The following is a 17,277-nucleotide window of genomic DNA, read 5'->3' on the forward strand; positions in this document are numbered from 1 at the left end:
GTTTACCGGATTCTGTATAGCGCGTATTGATTTATCAGGGGCTAACGGACGAACGGTGATTTTACTGACGGCTAACGGTCGAAACCCGGTGATTCCACTCGCAGTACGTCTCAGATGCCGAAAATTGAGTGACGCAGCACGTCACTCGATGAGTGGACTGTCCACGCGGGCGGCGAGAAGCTCGCTCGCCGTAAAGGTGGAAACCAGTTCGTTGATTAGTTCGTCGTACGACTCCTCGTCCTCGCACAGCGCATCGAGTCGCTCGACGGTTCGACGGTCCAGTTCGACCGTCTCTGTTTGTACCTCCGGTTCGTAGCCAACCGGGTAGTCGTATTCGAATCTGTTTGTTCTCGCGGACGCCATCGTCTTACCCCGAACCGGCCATGCGGACCGGTATCATGTCATACACAAGCATCCAATATGAGGATTTCGCGCATTTCAACGGGTGAGACTGGGGTGTTGTGGCTTCGATGAGGTCCGTTGGCTCTTAGGGAATAAACTCTATAATGCGATATAGAAAACGGATCGCTCACTCACAATCGGACGATGGCGTTAGTATCTAGCTTCAGAAACAGCAGAACTACACTTACCAGTGACTCGCGCCGCTCTCGCGAAGTCGCGACTCCCGCCAGCACGTTACTTCGAGTTCGTTTCCGTCGGGGTCTGTGAAATAGAGACTCGTATCGGTGTCGCGGAAGTTGATACTCTCATCGCTGAGTCGTTCGCGGAGCGAGTCCAGAAACGACTCCGGTGCGGCGAACGAAACGTGGCCCGGCCGCACGTCGTCGCCCTCGGCTGTCTCGGCAAGATTGAGTGATTGCCCTTGTCCGACGCGAACCCAGTGGTACGTTCCGTCTGCTGGGTTTCGTTTGTCCACCGACGGCAGACCGAGTACCTCGGTGTAGAACGAGACCGCTCTTTCGAGGTTCGAGACGGGAAGGGCGACGTGGTCGAATCCGTAGACGCCGTGTGCCATTGCCGACACTCTCGTGGCCGTAGAATAGTTGTTTGTGGCTCTTACCCTAACTGCTCGCCGACGATGCGGTCGGCTTCGGCGATAAACGCCGCCACTTCACCCTTCGGAATCGTCGCGCCCGCGGCAACGTCGTGACCGCCACCGTCGCCGCCGACTGCACGGGATGCCTCGCGCATGACAGCAGAGAGGTCGAGACCGTTTCTGACCATCACGTACGACCCGCGCGAGGAGACCTTCACGTCGCCGTCTTCGTTCTCGGCGAAGGCCAACACCGGAATTCCGTTTCGCGTCGCGTTGGTACCAACGGCCATCCCCGCGACGATGCCGACGATGGTCTCGCGTATCTCGTCGCCCGCGTCGAACCACTGGAGGTTCTCTTCCACACTCACGCCCTGTTCTTTCACCCATTGAAGCCCGTTCGAGAGGTTTTTGCGGTGATTTCGAAGGAGCCTGCGCGCCCTATCGAGTGCGCGGTCGCGCTCGCCGAGACAGACTGCGAGACCCACGTCCGCCCGGTCGTAGCGCGCCGTCGCGTTCAGGAGCGTCGAAAACTCGCTCACGTCGCGAAGTTCGGTTCCTTCTTTCTCGCGGGAGAGTACGTAGGTCGTCCCTACGAGGTCGTCGATGCGCGAGGCGGGAACGCCGCTGGCGATGGCGCGGCGCATCAGTGCGCTGGCGAGCGTCTGTCGCTCGTCGCCGGTGAGGTCGACCCACCGTTTCCACTCGCCGTCGTCGTCACGGCACGGAACGTCGAGTTCGGTCAGGAACTCGATAGCGCCGGCTTCGTTGTTCGAGATGCCGGGGATGCGAACGTCGGTCGCGTACTGGAGCAGCTTTGGGAGGGCACGGGTCTGGCGACCGTAAATGCGGAGGTCGGTCCCTTCCTCGACGACGCCGGCTTCGACGCCCTCGTCGACGATGCCCGTGTTGGCTCCGTGGAGTTCGCCGTTCGAGTCCTGCATGTCGCCCACCGCCCCGACGACCGCGAGAGCCGCGAGGTCTCGATTGTCTCCGCCCGCCGGTTCGAGCGCGCGAGCGAGGACGTAACTCGCGCCTGCTCCGGAGAGTTCGGTCGCGCCGTCGAGTCCGAACCGAAGCGGGTTCAGGTGGTGTTCGGTCTCGACGCCGTCGGCGGGTTGGTGGTGGTCGGCGATGACCGGGTGGAAGTCGCCCGCGTCCTCGTACTCGACGATGATATCGAGTTGGCCACTGCCGAAGTCGGTGAAGAGAACGGTGTCGTAGTCAGTGGCGGCGATATCGGCGACGGCCGCCTCGTCGAGTTGGCGACAAAACACCGTCTCGAACGGGATTCCGGCGCGTTCGAGTGCCGCCGAGGCGATGCCAGCGCTCGTCAACCCGTCGGCGTCGATGTGCGAGGCGAGAAGCACCCGGTCGGCGTCGCGGAGTCGGTCCGCACACGCCGCTGCGTGCTCGGTGAGTTCGGGGACGGGTCCGTCCATCAGTTCGATACTCACGTCGTCACCGGCATAAACGCTGGTAGTTCGGTGGTGATACTCCACGGTCGGACGTCGTCGTACATGGGCCGGGATTGCGCCGTTTCAGTACAAAAATGTCCGCCAGCAATGGACACGGGGGTGCTTTTCAGAGTCGCCGTCTCACCACGAACAGGAGCGCGGTCGCAAGGACCGTCGAGGCTGCGACGAGCGCCCATCCGGCCCCGTAGCCGACGAACTGGACTACGGTTCCGAAAAGTGGCGGTGCGAGCAGGCCGCCGATGTTGAGCGCGGTTTGTCCGCCGGCAGTCGCTGCTCCAATGTCGCCGTCGTCGACGACGGCGCTCAGACACGAGTAGAAGACACCGGTCGAACCGTGGATGGTGAGGCCGAGCGCGACGAACACGGCGACTGAGAGCGCGAGCGACCCGCCCGTCACCGCGAGGAGGGCGAACAGACCGACGGAACCGGCGAGTTGGACGAGCGCGACTGTCGCCGCCCCGCGCGCCCCGCCGAGTCGGTCGGCGAGGCTTCCGGCACCGATGCGGCCGATACTGCCGGTCACCTGCGTCGCCGCGAGGACGCCGCCGGCGATAGCGGGACCCTGCTTGACCACGTCCTGCACGTAGAGAACGGTGTAGCCGAGCATCGAGAAGATGGACGCGCCGATGAAGAGAGCGGCGGCGACGAGCGCGACGTAGGCCCGGTTGTCGCGCAGTCCATCGAGTCTCGGGCGTTCGAGGCGGCCGGTTCCGGGGTTTCCGTCGTAGCGAGCAGCGAAGACGAGCGCGTAGCCGAGCGCGACGGCGGCGATGAGCCAGAAGCCGACCTGCCACGCGGCGACGACGGCGATACCAGTGATGATGAGCGACGAGGCTCCGCTGCCGACGGTGACGCCGACCTGTTTCAGGCCCATTGCGAGATTCTTGCTCCCGGCGGGCGCGGCCGCGACGATGCCACGATTCGAGGCGGGCATCGCGGTCGAGTAGGCTCCACCGAGGAGCGCCGCCGTCACCAACAACAGCGCGTACGACGGTGTGGAAAGCGTGACACTGACGAGGGCGACGGCCAGCGCGAGGAGGCCGACGACCATCACCGGTTTTTCGCCGTAGCCATCGACAGCCGCGCCGCTCGGGAACAAGACGAGCGTGTAGCCGAGTAACCCGGCGGTCACGAAAACGCCGACCAGCGACTCGGAGAGTCCGAACTCCGTTCGAATCAACCCGGTCGCGGCGAAAATCGTGTAGTAACAGAGACTCGCTGCGGTCTGCCATCCGGCAACCGCGCCCACGGCCTGCCACGACCTGTCTATCGAACCCGCATCGGTCGAGCTCGCGTCGGTCGTGCCTGAAACCGTCCCGCTTCCGCCGTCTCCCGTCACTCGTGGTACGTCGGCGCGGCCGTCTCGACCACGTCGCAGGCGAGCGCTTCGAACGTCGCTTCGTCGGGGACGACGGTCACGTCGATACCGTGTGATTCCGCCGTTTCGCGGGTCGGCGGACCGATTGCACCGACGATGGCGTCGTTCAGACCGGCGATAACCTTCTCGCGGATACCCCGTTCTTCGGCGGCGTCGAGCAGGTGTTCGACCGTGAGCGACGAGGTGAAGAGTGCGGCTTCGAGGTTGCCCGTGGCAGCCATCTCGGCGGCTTTCCCAGACCCGTTGGGGCGGGTGAGTCGATAGAGGACCGTCTCGTGGACCTCCGCACCCGCTTCGCGCAGACCGTCGATGAGTTCCTGACTGCCGTGGTCGCTCCGAGCGACTTCGACTGTCGCGCCGTCAACGTCGGGAGCGAGGTGTTCGACCAGTCCGAGCGAGGTGTACTCTTCCGGGACGCGGTCGACTATCCAGCCTGCGCCGCGGGCCGCATCAGCAGTCGCAGGTCCGATACAGCAGAGGACCGAGCCGCCGGGTTCCCAGCCAGCCTCGTCGAGGAGTTCGACGCCCGTCTTGCTCGTGAGGATGACGTAGTCGCCATCTTCGGGCATCGCATCCGTCGGCTCGACCGCGAGCATCGGGTCCGGAACCGGCGTCGCGCCGAGCGATTCGAGGAGTTCGACGGCGCGGTCGATTCGGTCGTCGGCCGGTCGGAAGACGGCCGCGCGGACTTGTTGGCTCATTCGGTCTCCTCCACGTCGCCGCCGGTTGTAATCCGTTCGGTGATGGCGTCAGCGCCGCCACCGAGGAGGAACTCCTTCACGCGGTCGCGGGTCGCAGCCACCTCGCCGATGACGGTGATTGCGGGTGGCTCAATCTCGCCCTCGTCGCGCACGTCGACGATAGTGTCGAGCGTGCCGGTTGCGACTCGCATATCGGGCCACGTCGCCCGTTCGATGAGTGCGACTGGCATGTCGCCATCCATTCCCGCATCGCGAAGTTCGGCGGTGTAGAGGGGAAGTTTCCCGACACCCATGAGGACGACGAGCGTCCCCCCGGTCGCGGCGAGTGCTTCCCAGTCCACTGCAGACTCGTCCTTTGTCGGGTCCTCGTGGCCTGTGACGAACGAGACCGACGAGACGTGGTCGCGGTGGGTGACGGGGATGCCCGCCGACCCGGGACCGGCGACGGCCGAGGTGATTCCCGGCACGATGTCGAACGGGATTCCGTTTTCGGCGAGATGTTCCATCTCCTCGCCGCCGCGGCCGAAGACGAACGGGTCGCCGCCCTTCAGGCGGACGATTTCCTTGCCTTCGCGGGCGAGTTCGACCATCCGGTTGTTCGTGTACTCCTGCGGCGTCCACTCGCCGCCGGCCCGCTTGCCCACGTCTTCGCGCTTTTCGGCCGGAATCATCTGCAGAATCTCCGGGCCGGGAAGCTTGTCGTGGAGGACTACGTCCGCCTCGTCGATGAGGCGGGCAGCCTTCATCGTCAGCAGTTCCGGGTCACCCGGTCCGCTGCCGACGAGGTGGACCGTTCCGACGGTCGCGTCATCTGTCGATTCATCTACTGCCGTCTGCTCGTCCTCCACTGTCATCTTACTCCTCCTCGGCCTCTTCCCGGGCGGCTTCGACTAACTGTCCTGCACCGCGGTCGCGGAGGGCGGCCGCGAAGTCGCGGGCGGCGTTTGCGTGGTTCCCAACCGGCAGGTCGCGGGACGTCTTGATGGACTCCGAGCCGTCGGTTGCGAGCACGTGTACATCGACGTGGACGTGTTCGCCCTGCAGGAGCGCGTGGACGCCGACCGGTGCGATACAGCCGCCGCCGAGTTCGGCGAGGATGGTTCGCTCGACGGTGGTCTCGACGCGGCTCCGAGGGTGGTCGAGTTTGTCCTTGACGAGGTCGATGACTTCGGAGTCGGATGCGGTCACCGCAATCGCACCCTGACCGGGTGCGGGGACGAAATCCGTCCGGGGAAGCCGCTCGTAGTTGATTTTCTTGTCGAGACCACTGCGTTTCAGTCCGGCCTCGGCGAGGACGATGGCGTCGTATTCGGTTTCGACCTTGCGTTCCATCGCCTGTCGTTCGAGTTCGGTGAGTCCGTCGAACCACTCGTCTGCGCTCTCGTCGAACTCCGCTTCGTGGTCGGTCTTGCCGCGCTTGCCCTGTCGTTCCTTGTCGTTTTCGACGCGAGCTTCGTGCTCGCGCTGGAGGTGCGTGGCGAGCAGTTTCTCGATGCGGGTGTCGATGTTACCGCGGAGCGGTTCGACTTCGATGTCGTCGCGGTAGTTGAGCAGTTGGGCCTGCCGGCGGAGCGACGAGGTGCCGACGACGGCTCCTTCGGGAAGTTCGTCGATGTCGTGACCCTCGGCCGTGATGAGCACGTCGCCGGCGGGAGCGCGCTCGGGGACGCCCGCGACCACGAGGTCGTGGGGCTTCTCGGTCGGCATGTCCTTCATCGAGTGGACCGCGATATCGACCTCGCCGTCGAGGACGCGCTCGTCGAGCGCGTGGACGAACGCACCCGTCTTGCCGAGTCGGTGGATGAGTTCGTCCTGAATGAGGTCGCCTGTGGTCTCGACTTCGACGAGTTCGACGTCGAGTTTGCGACCTGCGAGCGCCTCCTGTACACTCGTGGCCTGTGCGCGAGCGAGCGCCGACCCTCGCGTCGCCAAGCGAAGTGTCCGTGTAGTCATATGCTGTTGTCCGGCCCCCGCGTTGAAAAGCCCTCCAGTTCGTTCCTCCCGAATCGGGTCGTGACGCGTCGAACGCGGGAAATCGTGATGATTTTCCACACGCGAATGGCGGGGTTTCCAACACGGTGGAGGTGTGGTTTCCAACACGGGAGTAGCGTGCTGTTCCCTGCCGACCTCACGAGAGAAAGACGGATACAACGCGCCTCCAACAACGTCCCCAATGCCCTCTCTCGATTCGGTTGTCAGGCAGGTCGGAGATTTCGTCGTCGTGGCGTTCCTCTTCTTCGGCCTGCTTCCGATTTTCGGTCCGCTTGATAACCTCTTACCGCTTTTCGGCTTCGACGCGCCGTCGTGGCTCGGGTTCGTACTCGCGGGCGCGGTGGGTTTCGTCCTGCTTTGGCTCCGCCCGCTTCGACTCCGTCTCGTCGTCCGGGTGTGGCTGGTCGGACTCGTAACGACGCTCACCTACGTCACGCTCTTCGCCTTCCTCGAACTGCGGGTGAATGCGCTCGGTATCGTCATCGCGTGGGTCGTCGGTGTCGGACTTGGGACCGTGGCGGCCTACCCGCCGCTGTGGAGGCGAGCGGAGTCGCGGTTACGAGTCGATTAGTATCCGACTACCCAAATCGTGTCGAATTAACGAACTATTATATCGAGCGACGGCGCAGCTGAGAACGTGAACTCCATCATCCGCGGTGCCTTCACCATCGTGGCCGCCGCTGTCGTCTCGTTTCCAGCGGCGTTCGTACTCGCCCCAGACCCGACGGGAACGCTTCCGATTGTTGCCGGCATCGTCTTGACCGGCGTGGTGAGTTTGTTGGTCTTCGCTGGAATGCGACTCGAACTGCTATAGCGCCGTCTTGTACGCTTCCAGCGTCTCTTCGATGTCCTCGTCGGTGTGGGCGTAGGAGACGAACTGCGATTCGAACTGGTTCGCGGTGAGGAAGACGCCTTGGTCTTTCATTTCCTGCCAGAAGACGCGCTCCCAGCGGTCGGTTTCGGCCTTCGCCACGTCCGCGCCGTTCTTCGGGCAGTAGTCGTAGTTCGGGCACGCTTCGTGCTGCGTGCAGCCGTCTGCGCACTCGTCGGCGCGGTCGGCCGAGCCGTGGCGGGTGAAGACGGTCTTGAACATCGAGTCCGTGCCGACGACGGTGTACTCGGGTGCCTGGTCTTCGAGGATGTCGGTGATGCCGCGCCGCAGTTTCTCGCCGAGACGGTTGACGTGGTCGTACACGTCGTTTTCGGCGGCGTATTTCAGGTACTCGTGGCCCGCAGCGACCGTGACCGGGTGGCCCGAGAAGGTACCAGACTGGAACACGTCGCCGCCGGGGGTGAACTGCTCTATGAGTTCGGCTTTGCCGCCGATTGCGCCGACGGGGAATCCGCCGCCAATAATCTTCCCGAAGGTCGTGATGTCCGGCGTGACGCCGAACTTCCCTTGGGCGCACTGGAGGCCGCCGACGCGGAAGCCGGTGATGACCTCGTCGAAGATGAGAAGCGAGTCGTGTTCCTCGGTGATGTCGCGGAGGGTCTGGAGGTAGCCGTCGACCGGGTGGATGATGGCCGTGTTCGCGAGAATCGGCTCGGTCATGACAGCCGCGATGTCCTCGCCGTGTTCCTCGAACACCTCGCGAATCGCTTCCTCGTCGTTGAACGGGACGGGAAGGGTGTGTTCGGCGAACGAGGATGGGACGCCGCGGGTACTGGGTTGTACGTTGCCGGGTTCGCCCTCGACGAGCGTAGATTCCTGTGCGCCGTGGTAGCCGCCCTGCATGATGACGATTTTGTCGCGGCCGGTGGTTGCGCGGGCGAGTCGGACCGCCGAGACGGTCGCTTCCGTGCCGGAGTTGACGAATCGAATCATCTCGACCGAGGGGACGTGTCGCGCGACGAATTCGGCGTGCTCGACCTCGATTTCGGTCGGCGCGCCGTACATCGGCCCGGCCGCGGCGTGTTTCTGGACCGCCGCTTGGATGGGTTCGGGGATGTCGTGGCCGTAGAGGAGCGGCCCGTAGCCCAGCACGTAGTCGATGTAGCGGTTCCCGTCGGGGTCGATGACGTGCGCGCCGTCACCGCGCTCGACGAAGAACGGGTAGGGCTGTGTCGCCCGGACTGAGGAGTTCACGCCGCCGGCAAGCACCGATAACGCCCGGTCGTACAACGCTCGGGACTCGTCGTGTCTCATGCGCGCCGGTTCGAACCGTCGTGCCAAAGAGCTTACTGGGTCGCCCGCTCGGCGGTGCCGTCGATATCCCGAACCGACCCGACAAGCAACAATCCGACCGCGTCGTTCAGGGCGTGGATAGCCACGAGAACGACCACGTCGCGCACGAGCAGGTACATCACGGTTGTCAACAGCGCGGGAACCGCGATTCTGGCGACTGCGCCGCGGTCCCACCCGACCGCGTGGCTCGCCGTGAAGGCGACGAAGGAGACGCCCCCGGCGATAAGCGGACTCCCGGTCACGTCGAGCAATCGCTCGATGGCGTAGCCGTGAAATAGCACTTCTTCGGTGATTCCGGCCGTTGCGGCGACGAACAGTCGGTGTCGAATCGACAGCGACGTGAACTCCGACATGTCGTTTCCGAGACCGCCCACCTCGAAGCGGTCGAAGAGCGGCGCGGTCAGCGCATTCGCCGCGAAAAGGGCGAAGACGCCGCCGCCGACGACCGCGACGAACGAGAGCGGGTCGAGAGCACGTCCGGTCATCGACGACAGCTGTCGACCTTCGACGAGGATGACGTAACTACACAGGAGCGCGAACACCACCCACTTGTTCGCGTCGCTCACGAGGAGGTCCGTCCGGAGGTTGTCGGGTTCGGAGAGGTATCGGTCAGTGACCAGGCCGACGATGGACATTCCACCAAGGGCGACGACGAGGCCGCCGAGGATTTCGACATTCACCACGGGAGGGCACCGCTCATCGTCACGTCGCTTGGTGCGGAACGGAAAAATGGTTTCGCGTGGCTTCGGTGCTCACCATATTTACCGGTGAGCGCCGTCCCGGTGCCGTCGACACCGGTAAGAGACTACAACAGTCCTTATCAGACCGCGTCGCGTCCGGTCTTGCCGGTCCGAACCTGAATCGCGTTCTCGACGGGCAGGATGAATATCTTCCCGTCGCCCTTCTCACCCGTGTGGGCGGCGTCTGCGATGGCATCGGCAACGTCCTCGGCGGGTGTGTCGGCGACGACGCACTCGACTTTCACTTTCTGGTGGAGGTCGACGGTGTACTCTTCGCCGCGCCACTGGCTCTTTTTGGCCGGTTGCGACCCGCGCCCGGAGACGTTCGTCACCGTGAGCGAGGGCGCGCCAACCTCGGCGAGCGCCGTCTTCACGTCGGCGAGTTTGTCGGGGCGGATGATGGCCATGACGAGTTTGATACCGCCGTCGTTCGGCAGGTCAGCGTCACTCATGGCTTATTCGTCCTCCTGTGTCGTCATGAATCCATGCCCGTAGGGAATCCCGGAGCCGTCGGCGCGGATACCGGTGTCGGCGTCGGGCGAGCCGAATTCGGGGTAGGTGTCGACGCCGTGTTCGGCCGTGTCGAGTCCCTGACGCTCGTGGTCGGCGGAGACACGGACCTGTCCAATGGCGCGGAAGCCGCCGAAGATTGCCGTGGTGGCGACGAAGGTCCAGACGGCGATGACGCCGACGCCGACCACCTGCGGAACGGCGAGCGAGACGATGGACGCGCCTTCGTGCCAAACGGGGACGGCGAACACCGGGTACAGGAGCGTCCCGAGAACGCCCGCGGAGCCGTGAACGGGGAAGACCGCACACACGTCGTCGATGCGGAGGCGCTTTTCGACGAACTCGAAGACGATTGGAAGTTGTGCGCCGGCGAGAAGCCCGACGACGAGAGCGCCGGGCCAGACGATGTCGTCGGCGATGGCGGTGATGCCGACGAGTCCGGCGAGAACGCCGTTTGCGACGTAGAGCGTGTCGACCTTGCCGGTCTTGTAGAACGCGACGCCGCCCGCGCCGAGTGCGCCCGCGGCCATGCCGAGGGTGGTCACGAGCGCGACCCGTCCGACGTAGGCGAACGAGCCGAGGGTCACGCCGCCGTCACTGTACGCGAGTGGTGCAGCGGCGGTACCGACGTTGAAGCCGTACCAGCCGAACGCGAGGATGAGCGTCCCGAGGACGGCGAACGTGATGGAGTGGCCGGGGATGACGTTCGCGCTGCCGTCGGCGTTGAAGCGGTTCATGCGCGGGCCGATAATCCACGCGGCGGTGAGACCAGCGATGCCGCCCATTCCGTGGACAATCATGCCGCCGGCAAAGTCGTGGAAGCCGAGACCGTTGAGGAAGCCACCGGCCCAGGTGACGCCGACGACGACGGGGTAGATGACGCCCGCGATGAGGATGGTGTAGGTCAGGTACGCACGAAGCCTCGCGCGGCCCGCCACTGCACCGGAGACGATGGTGGCGGCGGTCATGGCGAAGACGGCACCGAAGAGCCAATCGACCCACGCGGTCGTCGCCGAGGCGTCGGGTGCGTAGAGACCCATGAAGGCGTCTGCGACGGTCGTTGCCGGGCCGCCGGTAAGTCCGGCGACGATTGCCGAGACGGCCGCACCGAGGAGGAAGAACACGATGACGCCGATACTCCACGTCAGGAGGTTCTTCGTGAGCTGATTTGCGACGTTCTTCGCACGCACCTGCCCGGCTTCGAGCATGGCGAAGCCGGCGTGCATGAAGAAGATGAGGAACGTGACGGTGAGGACCCACACGAGATTCACGCCCTCGACGACCGAGGCGAGGTCTGCCTGAAGTGCGGTCAGCATACGATTCCTCCGATATGCGATTCGAACGGGAGTTCAAGTGGACAGTCGTTCATGTTGGTGCTCGATTCGCGACCGAATGTCTCGCGAATCATGGAAGATTGTATCCACATGTGAGTACATAATAGTTTGCGTTGACAATTGTCCATTTATTTCTAAAACTGAGGTCGTATGTTCGCTTTACAATGGGATATGAGATATATAAGGGCGTAAGTCGCGGACTAACTGGACAAATGTTGCCAGACTATCCTACGTATGTAGTGTCAGTTTACTAATACGAATGGCTCGGGCAAACTGACACCCTCGACGGGTGTGCGCTCGCGCGAGTCGAAAAAAAAGGGGAGACTACCGTCCGGTTAGGGACTCAGGAGTACCATTCGTTGTTGTGCTCAGACTGCTGGACTCCCCTCCTTGCCGGTTCGAACTTGGACGGCTCCCTCGACGGGCAGGATGAATATCTTCCCGTCTCCTTTCTCGCCCGTGTGGGCGGCCTCCGCGATAGCGTCGACCACGTCGCCAGCCGGGATGTCGGCGACGACGCACTCGATTTTGACCTTCTGGTGAAGGTCGACGGTGTACTCTTCGCCGCGCCATTGGCCTTTCTTCGCGGGCTGTGAGCCGCGCCCGGAGACGTTCGTCACTGTGAGCGAGGGCGCGCCGACTTCGGCGAGTGCGGTCTTCACGTCGGCGAGCTTGTCGGGACGGATGATGGCCATGACGAGCTTGATACCGTCGTTTCCGGTCTCAGTCTCGCTCATTGGTTTTCACCTCCGTCGACTGCGGCCGAATCGTTGCCTTCAGTCACGGCCACGCCGTTGTCGCCAACGACGTCGCCGTCAGTCCGGACATCGTTCCCACCGTCAGTCCGGACATCGTTCCCACCGTCAGTCCGGACATCGTTCCCACCGTCAGTCCGGACATCGTTCCCACCGTCAGTCCGGACATCGTTCCCACCGTCAGTCCGGACATCGTTCCCACCGTCAGTTGCGGCGCGCGTTCCAACGCCACGGTCGGGACCCGATTCGCCGATGAACTCTGGGTAGACCGAGACGCCGTGTTCGCCGATATCGAGGCCTTCGAGTTCTTCTTCCTCCGAGACGCGGAGGCCGAAGACGGTGCCAGCGGCCGCGAAGACGACCGCCGAGGCGACGATGGTCCACAGGGCGATGATGCCGACACCGGCGACCTGCATGACCAGTTGCGTGGCCGAAAAGCCGCCGACGGCGAACACCGGAATGAGGGCCGTGCCGACCGCGCCGGCGACGCCGTGGACGGCGAAGACGCCGCACACGTCATCAATTTTCAGCGAGTCGACGGTCCAGCGGTACGCGGGCAGGACGATTGCGCCGCCGAGTGCGCCGAGGACGAGGCCACCCCACCACGTGACGTGCGGGACAGCGCCCGTGACGGCCACAAGTCCGGCGAGCAGACCGTTCGCCATCCAGAGCGGGTCGGGCTTACCCTGGTAGTTCGTGGAGACGACCATCGCGGCCACCGCACCGGCACCCATGCCGAGGGTCGTCACGAGCGCGACGCGGCCGAGTGCGGCACCCATGAACTCCAGACCGCCGCTTTCGGTGGTTGCGAGGACGGTCGCCTGCGTGCCGACGTTGAAGCCGTACCAGCCGAACGCGAGGATGAGCGTCCCGAGGACCGCGAGCAGCATCGAGTGGCCCGGAATGGGCTGGCTCTCACCGCTCGCGCCGAAGCGACCCTTGCGCGGGCCAACCATCTTCGCGCCGACGAGACCGGCGACGCCACCGCACATATGGACGACGGTCGCACCGGCGAAGTCGAGGTAGCCGACGCCGAGCGCGGCACCGAGATAGCCGCTTCCGGAGAGCAGGCCGCCGGACCACGTCAGGCCCTGTACGACGGGGTAGATGAATCCCGTGATGGTCGCCGCGAAGACGACGTACGCACGGAAATCCATGCGCTCTGCGACGGCACCGGAGACGATGGTGGCGGCGGTCATGGCGAAGACGGCACCGAAGAGCCAGTCAATCCACGCGCCGGAGTCGCCGATGTACGAGAACGCGGCGGCAACGTCGAAGCCGCCCGGCGAGGTGAGGCCGCCGACGATTGTCGCCACGCCCGCACCGACGACGAAGTACACGAGGACGCCGAGCGCCCAGTCGGTCATGTTCTTCATCAGCACGTTCCCCACGTTTTTCGCGCGTACCTGCCCTGCCTCTAAGAGCGCGAACCCCGGCTGCATGAAGAAGATGAGGAACGAGACGACGAGTATCCACACGTAGTTGACCCCCTGTGCGACGACGTTGGGGTCGACCTGCAATGGAATCACGCGTGTTCACCTCCGTACGCAGACGGTGGACAGTTTGGTACTTTCCTACCGAATTCGTATTGATTGTGGTTGTTTAGCACGCTTCGACTTCATGATAAGGTAATACATAAAGTGAAGGGTTGAGTTTGTCAATTTCTAAGGGTTGTAATACGAAGCTTGGACAAAATAGATAACAATATTACGCATATAAGGTTGTAATTCGTCCATCGAATAGACGATTGTCTGCTTGTCTGTGGACGAACGTCCACGTAAATATTGCCAAAACTGGGCTGTTTCGATGTGCGCGTCGTGCTATCGACTCTTTCGCTCCGGTCGTCTCTGTTTTCGTGGCGCGGTCGTTTCTCGTCTCGAAATTCGGCCGTTTCGGGTGTGGTCAGCGGCCCGCCGAAAGCTGCTTCGCCACGCTTTCGGCGAAGTACGTAATAATGAGGTCCGCACCAGCGCGTTTCAGCGAGAGTAACGACTCGTGGGCGACACCGTCGAGGTCGAGCCAGCCCTTCTCGGCGGCGGCGTGGAGCATCGCGTACTCGCCGGAGACGTTGTAGGCGGCGACCGGATGGTCGTATGCTTCGCGGATGTCCCGAATGATGTCGAGGTACGGCAGTCCGGGCTTGACCATCAGCACGTCCGCGCCCTGCTCCACGTCGAGGGTGACCTCGCGCATGGCTTCGCGGGCGTTGGCGGGGTTCATCTGGTAGTGTCTGCGGTCGCCGAAGGCGGGCGCGCCGTCGGCCGCATCGCGGAAGGGACCGTAGAAAGCGCTCTCGTACTTCGCGGCGTAGGACATGATTGGAATGTCCGAGTAGCCGGATGTATCCAATCCCTCGCGGATGGCACCGACCATCCCGTCCATCGCGGCGGAGGGGGCGACCATGTCGGCACCGGCTTCGGCGTGCGAGACGGCGGTCTTCGCCAGGAGGTCCAGCGTCGGTTCGTTCTCGACGGTGAGCGTCGGGTCGTCTTCGGCGTGTGATTCCAACACGCCGCAGTGTCCGTGGTCGGTGTACTCACAGAGGCAGACGTCGGTGATGACGTAGGCGTCCGTCTCGGCGGTGATACGTCGAACGGCTTCTTGCACAACTCCATCGCTTGCGTACGCGCGAGAACCCTGCTCGTCTTTCGACTCGGGAATCCCGAAGACGATGACGGCCTCGACGCCCGTTTCGAGCACTTCGGAAACTCGGTCGACCGCCGCATCGACCGGCACGCGCTCGTGTCCCGGCATGGACTCGATGGGAACACGTTCGTCGGCCGTCGCGTCCACGAAGACGGGTGCGACGAGGTCCGTCGCGTCGAGTGTCGTCTCCGAGACGAGAGGCCGTATTCCGTCCGTTCGAAGCCGTCGCGGGCGGTCGGTAAGGTCCATACGCGGGCTTCGGTCGGCGGCGGCAAAATGCCGTCGCTATCATCGTGGCTGACCATCACAACCGCTTTGTCGCCGCTCGAAAAACGTGCTATCGATGAGTTCCGTCGTCGCCGAACTTCCGGATTTCCTCCGCGAACTCCTCGTCTCTGATTTCGCGTTTGTCGTCCTGTTTTTCGTATTCGTATTGGAGGGTGCGATGCTTCTCTACGTCGCTCCGAGCGAGTTGCTCGTTCCCGGGGCGTTGATTCTCGTCGGCGAGGCGTACCTCCTTCCGATTCTCGGCATCGCCGTCCTTGGTGCTACTATCGGGCAGTTCGCACTGTTCCTTCTCGCAAAACGAGGCGGGCGCGAGTATCTCCTCTCGCGGTCGTGGTTCCGCATCGACGAGGCCAAAATCGACCGGTTCGACGGCTGGTTCGACCGATGGGGACCACTCGTCGTTCCGGCGAGCAACGCGATGTTGTTCACACGCGGGATGCTCACGGTGCCCGCGGGATTCGCCGAGATGTCGTCGCGGCGGTTTCTCGTGTTGTCGGCGGCGGGAACGCTCGTGTTTGAGGGCGCGCTCGCGGCGCTCTATCTTCTCAGCGGGCAAGTCCTGGCATAAAGTAGCCCGGCCGTGGTGGGCGGTTGGAGGTGGTAGGGAGTCCTTATTCGGGGTGCGTCCGTGAGTAGTCCGTCACTTCGTTCGGTTAATGTCAAGCTTCTCTTTCAGGGCGGCGAGTTCTTCAGACTCGGCAAGTTCCTCGACCCGCTTGCGGAAGTGTCGCTCGCAGAGACCGACCTTGATGTGGTCTTTCTCGGCGGCGTATGCGGCCTCACGGTCGCAGTAGTGACACTGCATACGCCCTCTTCGGTTCCGATAGGATTTAACTCTACGCCCCAGACAGTCGGCGCAGTTATTCGCGTATTAATACGGGTAGCGTCGCTGACAACTGTAGTTAGGTGCATGGACAACTCCGGTTAGTAATACGGATAACTAGGTTAGAGACGCGAATATAGCGGTTAGAAGCGTGGACATTCGGGTTAGAGTCCGTCTACCGCGGCGGCAAACCGAGCGAACTCGGATTCGGGCGGTCCGGCACGACCGAGCGTCTCGTCGTGGGCGTCGCTCCCGCCGGTCGCGAGGAGGTCGTACTCCTCGATTGCATCGTCGACGAGACCCGTGTCGACTTCGTATCCGTACGGATAGTATCGCTCGACAGCGTCGAGGTCGGCACACAGTTCGAGCGCGGTGGCCGGGTCGCGATAGCGGAACGGGTGTGCGAGACCGACCACTGAACACGCATCGCGGAGAATTTTCACGCCCTCGTCGAACGACGGGAGGTCGCGCGCGACGAAACACGGTCCGTCCGCGCCGATGAGTTCGTCGAACGCTCCCTGATAGTCGTACGGTGCGTCGCTGGCTTCGATTGCGTGGGCGATATGGGGTCGACCGATGCCCTCGTGGAGGTCCAAATCGAGGTCGACGCCGGTCGTCTCCTCGACGTATTCGACGATTTTCCGCGCGCGCTCGATACGATTCGCTTGGAGTCGTTCGACCTCGGCGGTGAGTGCCGGGCGCTTCTGTACGCCGTAGCCGAGTAGGTCGACTCGACGGTCGCCCGCGTCGACCCGTAGCTCGATGCCGTGGATGATTGTCACCCCGCCGCGCTCGATGACCGGCGCATGGAGTTCCGGGTGGTAGCGGTCGTGGTCTGTTACAGCGACCACATCAACACCACCCGCGAGAGCCGCATCTGGGAGCGTATTGATGGTGAGCAGCCCGTCAGAGGCGGTCGTATGGAGGTGCAGGTCCGCGACTGGCGGGTCGTCGTTCATGTGTCGTGTTCCGAGTGAGGGGGCTACAAACGTTGCGCCGCATCTTTCATTAAGGTTCATTAAGGTATGCAATGGCTCTAAAAGACATACATGGAAAATCATTAAGGATGTGGTCCGCACAGCAATGAGTGTAATGCGCCTGAACGGACTCGGCGACGCCATCGAACGCCACGAATACCCGACTAGCTCGACCGACTTCGCCCAACACTACGGCGACGAAGTAATCGAGCTACAGAACGGTCAGGAGACTGTCGCAGAAATTCTGGCCCGCCTCGGGGAAGAGACGTACACCTGTCCGCAGGATGTTCGTGATGCCCTCTTTACCGGCGTCGGCCACGAGGCAATCGGTCGCCGGTACTACAGCGACCGCGACCCATCCCCGTTCGGCGAGGACGGGCCGCAGATGCTCTCCTTCTAAGCTGAGCACGTCGTCTCCACTCCGGTACTTCTTCGAGAAACCTACACCGCCAAGCCTGCGGCTCGTCAATCCATTC

The 17,277-nt window shown here is 63.3% G+C and carries 20 protein-coding genes; 4 read left to right on the top strand and 16 right to left on the bottom strand.

Features of this window, described 5'->3' with window-relative positions:
* Positions 1 to 141: 141 nt before the first annotated feature.
* The 7 genes from HFX_RS00395 to hemC form a co-directional block, all read right to left on the bottom strand.
* On the bottom strand, positions 142 to 363 hold the full coding sequence (locus HFX_RS00395; protein WP_004058670.1) for a DUF7557 family protein: 222 nt from the start codon (positions 361 to 363) through the stop codon (positions 142 to 144).
* Positions 364 to 586: 223 nt separating this feature from the next.
* Positions 587 to 976: a VOC family protein gene (locus HFX_RS00400; RefSeq protein WP_004058669.1), complete on the bottom strand. Its 390-nt coding sequence runs from the start codon at positions 974 to 976 to the stop codon at positions 587 to 589.
* A 41-nt stretch (positions 977 to 1,017) separates the two neighbouring features.
* Positions 1,018 to 2,436 carry a DHHA1 domain-containing protein gene (locus tag HFX_RS00405; protein WP_049917454.1) on the bottom strand — a complete coding sequence of 473 codons (1,419 nt, stop codon included), beginning with the start codon at positions 2,434 to 2,436 and terminating at the stop codon, positions 1,018 to 1,020.
* Positions 2,437 to 2,578: 142 nt separating this feature from the next.
* Complete coding sequence (locus tag HFX_RS00410) at positions 2,579 to 3,742, bottom strand: MFS transporter (protein WP_179955366.1); 1,164 nt, start codon at positions 3,740 to 3,742, stop codon at positions 2,579 to 2,581.
* Between the two features lie 65 nt (positions 3,743 to 3,807).
* On the bottom strand, positions 3,808 to 4,551 hold the full coding sequence (locus HFX_RS00415) for a uroporphyrinogen-III synthase (protein WP_004058664.1): 744 nt from the start codon (positions 4,549 to 4,551) through the stop codon (positions 3,808 to 3,810).
* Positions 4,548 to 5,405 carry a uroporphyrinogen-III C-methyltransferase gene (gene cobA, locus HFX_RS00420; RefSeq protein WP_004058663.1) on the bottom strand — a complete coding sequence of 286 codons (858 nt, stop codon included), beginning with the start codon at positions 5,403 to 5,405 and terminating at the stop codon, positions 4,548 to 4,550. Before cobA ends, HFX_RS00415 begins: the two co-directional genes overlap by 4 nt.
* A gap of 1 nt (position 5,406) precedes the next feature.
* A complete protein-coding gene (gene hemC / locus HFX_RS00425; RefSeq protein WP_004058662.1) occupies positions 5,407 to 6,504 on the bottom strand; it encodes a hydroxymethylbilane synthase in 1,098 nt (365 codons plus the stop codon).
* 220 nt (positions 6,505 to 6,724) lie between these two features.
* On the opposite strand from hemC, the gene HFX_RS00430 reads away from it, so the two are divergent.
* A complete protein-coding gene (locus HFX_RS00430; protein ID WP_004058661.1) occupies positions 6,725 to 7,114 on the top strand; it encodes a hypothetical protein in 390 nt (129 codons plus the stop codon).
* Positions 7,115 to 7,180: 66 nt separating this feature from the next.
* Entirely contained in the window at positions 7,181 to 7,357 is a 177-nt protein-coding gene (locus HFX_RS19890) for a hypothetical protein (RefSeq protein WP_004058659.1), read from the top strand.
* On the opposite strand, the gene hemL is transcribed toward HFX_RS19890, so the two are convergent.
* From hemL to hemB, 7 genes are all read right to left on the bottom strand, one after another.
* Positions 7,352 to 8,689 (bottom strand): glutamate-1-semialdehyde 2,1-aminomutase, encoded by a 1,338-nt coding sequence (gene hemL / locus HFX_RS00435; protein ID WP_004058657.1) that lies wholly within the window; start codon positions 8,687 to 8,689, stop codon positions 7,352 to 7,354. The genes HFX_RS19890 and hemL overlap by 6 nt on opposite strands.
* Positions 8,690 to 8,721: 32 nt before the next feature.
* Complete coding sequence (locus tag HFX_RS00440) at positions 8,722 to 9,411, bottom strand: CPBP family glutamic-type intramembrane protease (protein WP_004058654.1); 690 nt, start codon at positions 9,409 to 9,411, stop codon at positions 8,722 to 8,724.
* A 137-nt stretch (positions 9,412 to 9,548) separates the two neighbouring features.
* A complete protein-coding gene (locus tag HFX_RS20245) occupies positions 9,549 to 9,920 on the bottom strand; it encodes a P-II family nitrogen regulator (protein WP_004058652.1) in 372 nt (123 codons plus the stop codon).
* Between the two features lie 3 nt (positions 9,921 to 9,923).
* Positions 9,924 to 11,294 (bottom strand): ammonium transporter, encoded by a 1,371-nt coding sequence (locus HFX_RS00450; protein WP_004058650.1) that lies wholly within the window; start codon positions 11,292 to 11,294, stop codon positions 9,924 to 9,926.
* A gap of 386 nt (positions 11,295 to 11,680) precedes the next feature.
* Positions 11,681 to 12,049: a P-II family nitrogen regulator gene (locus HFX_RS00455; RefSeq protein WP_004058648.1), complete on the bottom strand. Its 369-nt coding sequence runs from the start codon at positions 12,047 to 12,049 to the stop codon at positions 11,681 to 11,683.
* Complete coding sequence (locus HFX_RS00460) at positions 12,046 to 13,596, bottom strand: ammonium transporter (protein WP_014732039.1); 1,551 nt, start codon at positions 13,594 to 13,596, stop codon at positions 12,046 to 12,048. Before HFX_RS00460 ends, HFX_RS00455 begins: the two co-directional genes overlap by 4 nt.
* A gap of 373 nt (positions 13,597 to 13,969) precedes the next feature.
* On the bottom strand, positions 13,970 to 14,962 hold the full coding sequence (hemB, locus tag HFX_RS00465; protein ID WP_004058643.1) for a porphobilinogen synthase: 993 nt from the start codon (positions 14,960 to 14,962) through the stop codon (positions 13,970 to 13,972).
* Between the two features lie 94 nt (positions 14,963 to 15,056).
* On the opposite strand from hemB, the gene HFX_RS00470 reads away from it, so the two are divergent.
* Complete coding sequence (locus tag HFX_RS00470) at positions 15,057 to 15,569, top strand: DedA family protein (RefSeq protein WP_004058641.1); 513 nt, start codon at positions 15,057 to 15,059, stop codon at positions 15,567 to 15,569.
* A 72-nt stretch (positions 15,570 to 15,641) separates the two neighbouring features.
* On the opposite strand, the gene HFX_RS19895 is transcribed toward HFX_RS00470, so the two are convergent.
* On the bottom strand, positions 15,642 to 15,806 hold the full coding sequence (locus HFX_RS19895) for a DUF6757 family protein (protein ID WP_004045157.1): 165 nt from the start codon (positions 15,804 to 15,806) through the stop codon (positions 15,642 to 15,644).
* 182 nt (positions 15,807 to 15,988) lie between these two features.
* Complete coding sequence (locus HFX_RS00475; RefSeq protein WP_004058639.1) at positions 15,989 to 16,783, bottom strand: PHP domain-containing protein; 795 nt, start codon at positions 16,781 to 16,783, stop codon at positions 15,989 to 15,991.
* Positions 16,784 to 16,916: 133 nt separating this feature from the next.
* On the opposite strand from HFX_RS00475, the gene HFX_RS00480 reads away from it, so the two are divergent.
* Entirely contained in the window at positions 16,917 to 17,201 is a 285-nt protein-coding gene (locus HFX_RS00480) for a DUF5789 family protein (RefSeq protein ID WP_004058637.1), read from the top strand.
* Positions 17,202 to 17,277 lie beyond the last annotated feature (76 nt).

The organism is Haloferax mediterranei ATCC 33500 (assembly GCF_000306765.2).
Classification (GTDB): Archaea; Halobacteriota; Halobacteria; order Halobacteriales; family Haloferacaceae; genus Haloferax; species Haloferax mediterranei.

What these genes read in the sequence shown, in the direction of transcription:
- HFX_RS19895 (WP_004045157.1), bottom strand. Translation starts at nt 15,806, where the DNA reads ATGCAGTGTCACTACTGCGACCGTGAGGCCGCATACGCCGCCGAGAAA.
- HFX_RS20245 (WP_004058652.1), bottom strand. Translation starts at nt 9,920, where the DNA reads ATGAGTGACGCTGACCTGCCGAACGACGGCGGTATCAAACTCGTCATG.
- HFX_RS00405 (WP_049917454.1), bottom strand. Translation starts at nt 2,436, where the DNA reads ATGGACGGACCCGTCCCCGAACTCACCGAGCACGCAGCGGCGTGTGCG.
- hemL (WP_004058657.1), bottom strand. Translation starts at nt 8,689, where the DNA reads ATGAGACACGACGAGTCCCGAGCGTTGTACGACCGGGCGTTATCGGTG.
- HFX_RS00430 (WP_004058661.1), top strand. Translation starts at nt 6,725, where the DNA reads ATGCCCTCTCTCGATTCGGTTGTCAGGCAGGTCGGAGATTTCGTCGTC.
- HFX_RS00475 (WP_004058639.1), bottom strand. Translation starts at nt 16,783, where the DNA reads ATGAACGACGACCCGCCAGTCGCGGACCTGCACCTCCATACGACCGCC.
- cobA (WP_004058663.1), bottom strand. Translation starts at nt 5,405, where the DNA reads ATGACAGTGGAGGACGAGCAGACGGCAGTAGATGAATCGACAGATGAC.
- HFX_RS00415 (WP_004058664.1), bottom strand. Translation starts at nt 4,551, where the DNA reads ATGAGCCAACAAGTCCGCGCGGCCGTCTTCCGACCGGCCGACGACCGA.
- HFX_RS00455 (WP_004058648.1), bottom strand. Translation starts at nt 12,049, where the DNA reads ATGAGCGAGACTGAGACCGGAAACGACGGTATCAAGCTCGTCATGGCC.
- HFX_RS00450 (WP_004058650.1), bottom strand. Translation starts at nt 11,294, where the DNA reads ATGCTGACCGCACTTCAGGCAGACCTCGCCTCGGTCGTCGAGGGCGTG.
- hemC (WP_004058662.1), bottom strand. Translation starts at nt 6,504, where the DNA reads ATGACTACACGGACACTTCGCTTGGCGACGCGAGGGTCGGCGCTCGCT.
- HFX_RS00395 (WP_004058670.1), bottom strand. Translation starts at nt 363, where the DNA reads ATGGCGTCCGCGAGAACAAACAGATTCGAATACGACTACCCGGTTGGC.
- HFX_RS00470 (WP_004058641.1), top strand. Translation starts at nt 15,057, where the DNA reads ATGAGTTCCGTCGTCGCCGAACTTCCGGATTTCCTCCGCGAACTCCTC.
- HFX_RS00400 (WP_004058669.1), bottom strand. Translation starts at nt 976, where the DNA reads ATGGCACACGGCGTCTACGGATTCGACCACGTCGCCCTTCCCGTCTCG.
- hemB (WP_004058643.1), bottom strand. Translation starts at nt 14,962, where the DNA reads ATGGACCTTACCGACCGCCCGCGACGGCTTCGAACGGACGGAATACGG.
- HFX_RS00480 (WP_004058637.1), top strand. Translation starts at nt 16,917, where the DNA reads ATGCGCCTGAACGGACTCGGCGACGCCATCGAACGCCACGAATACCCG.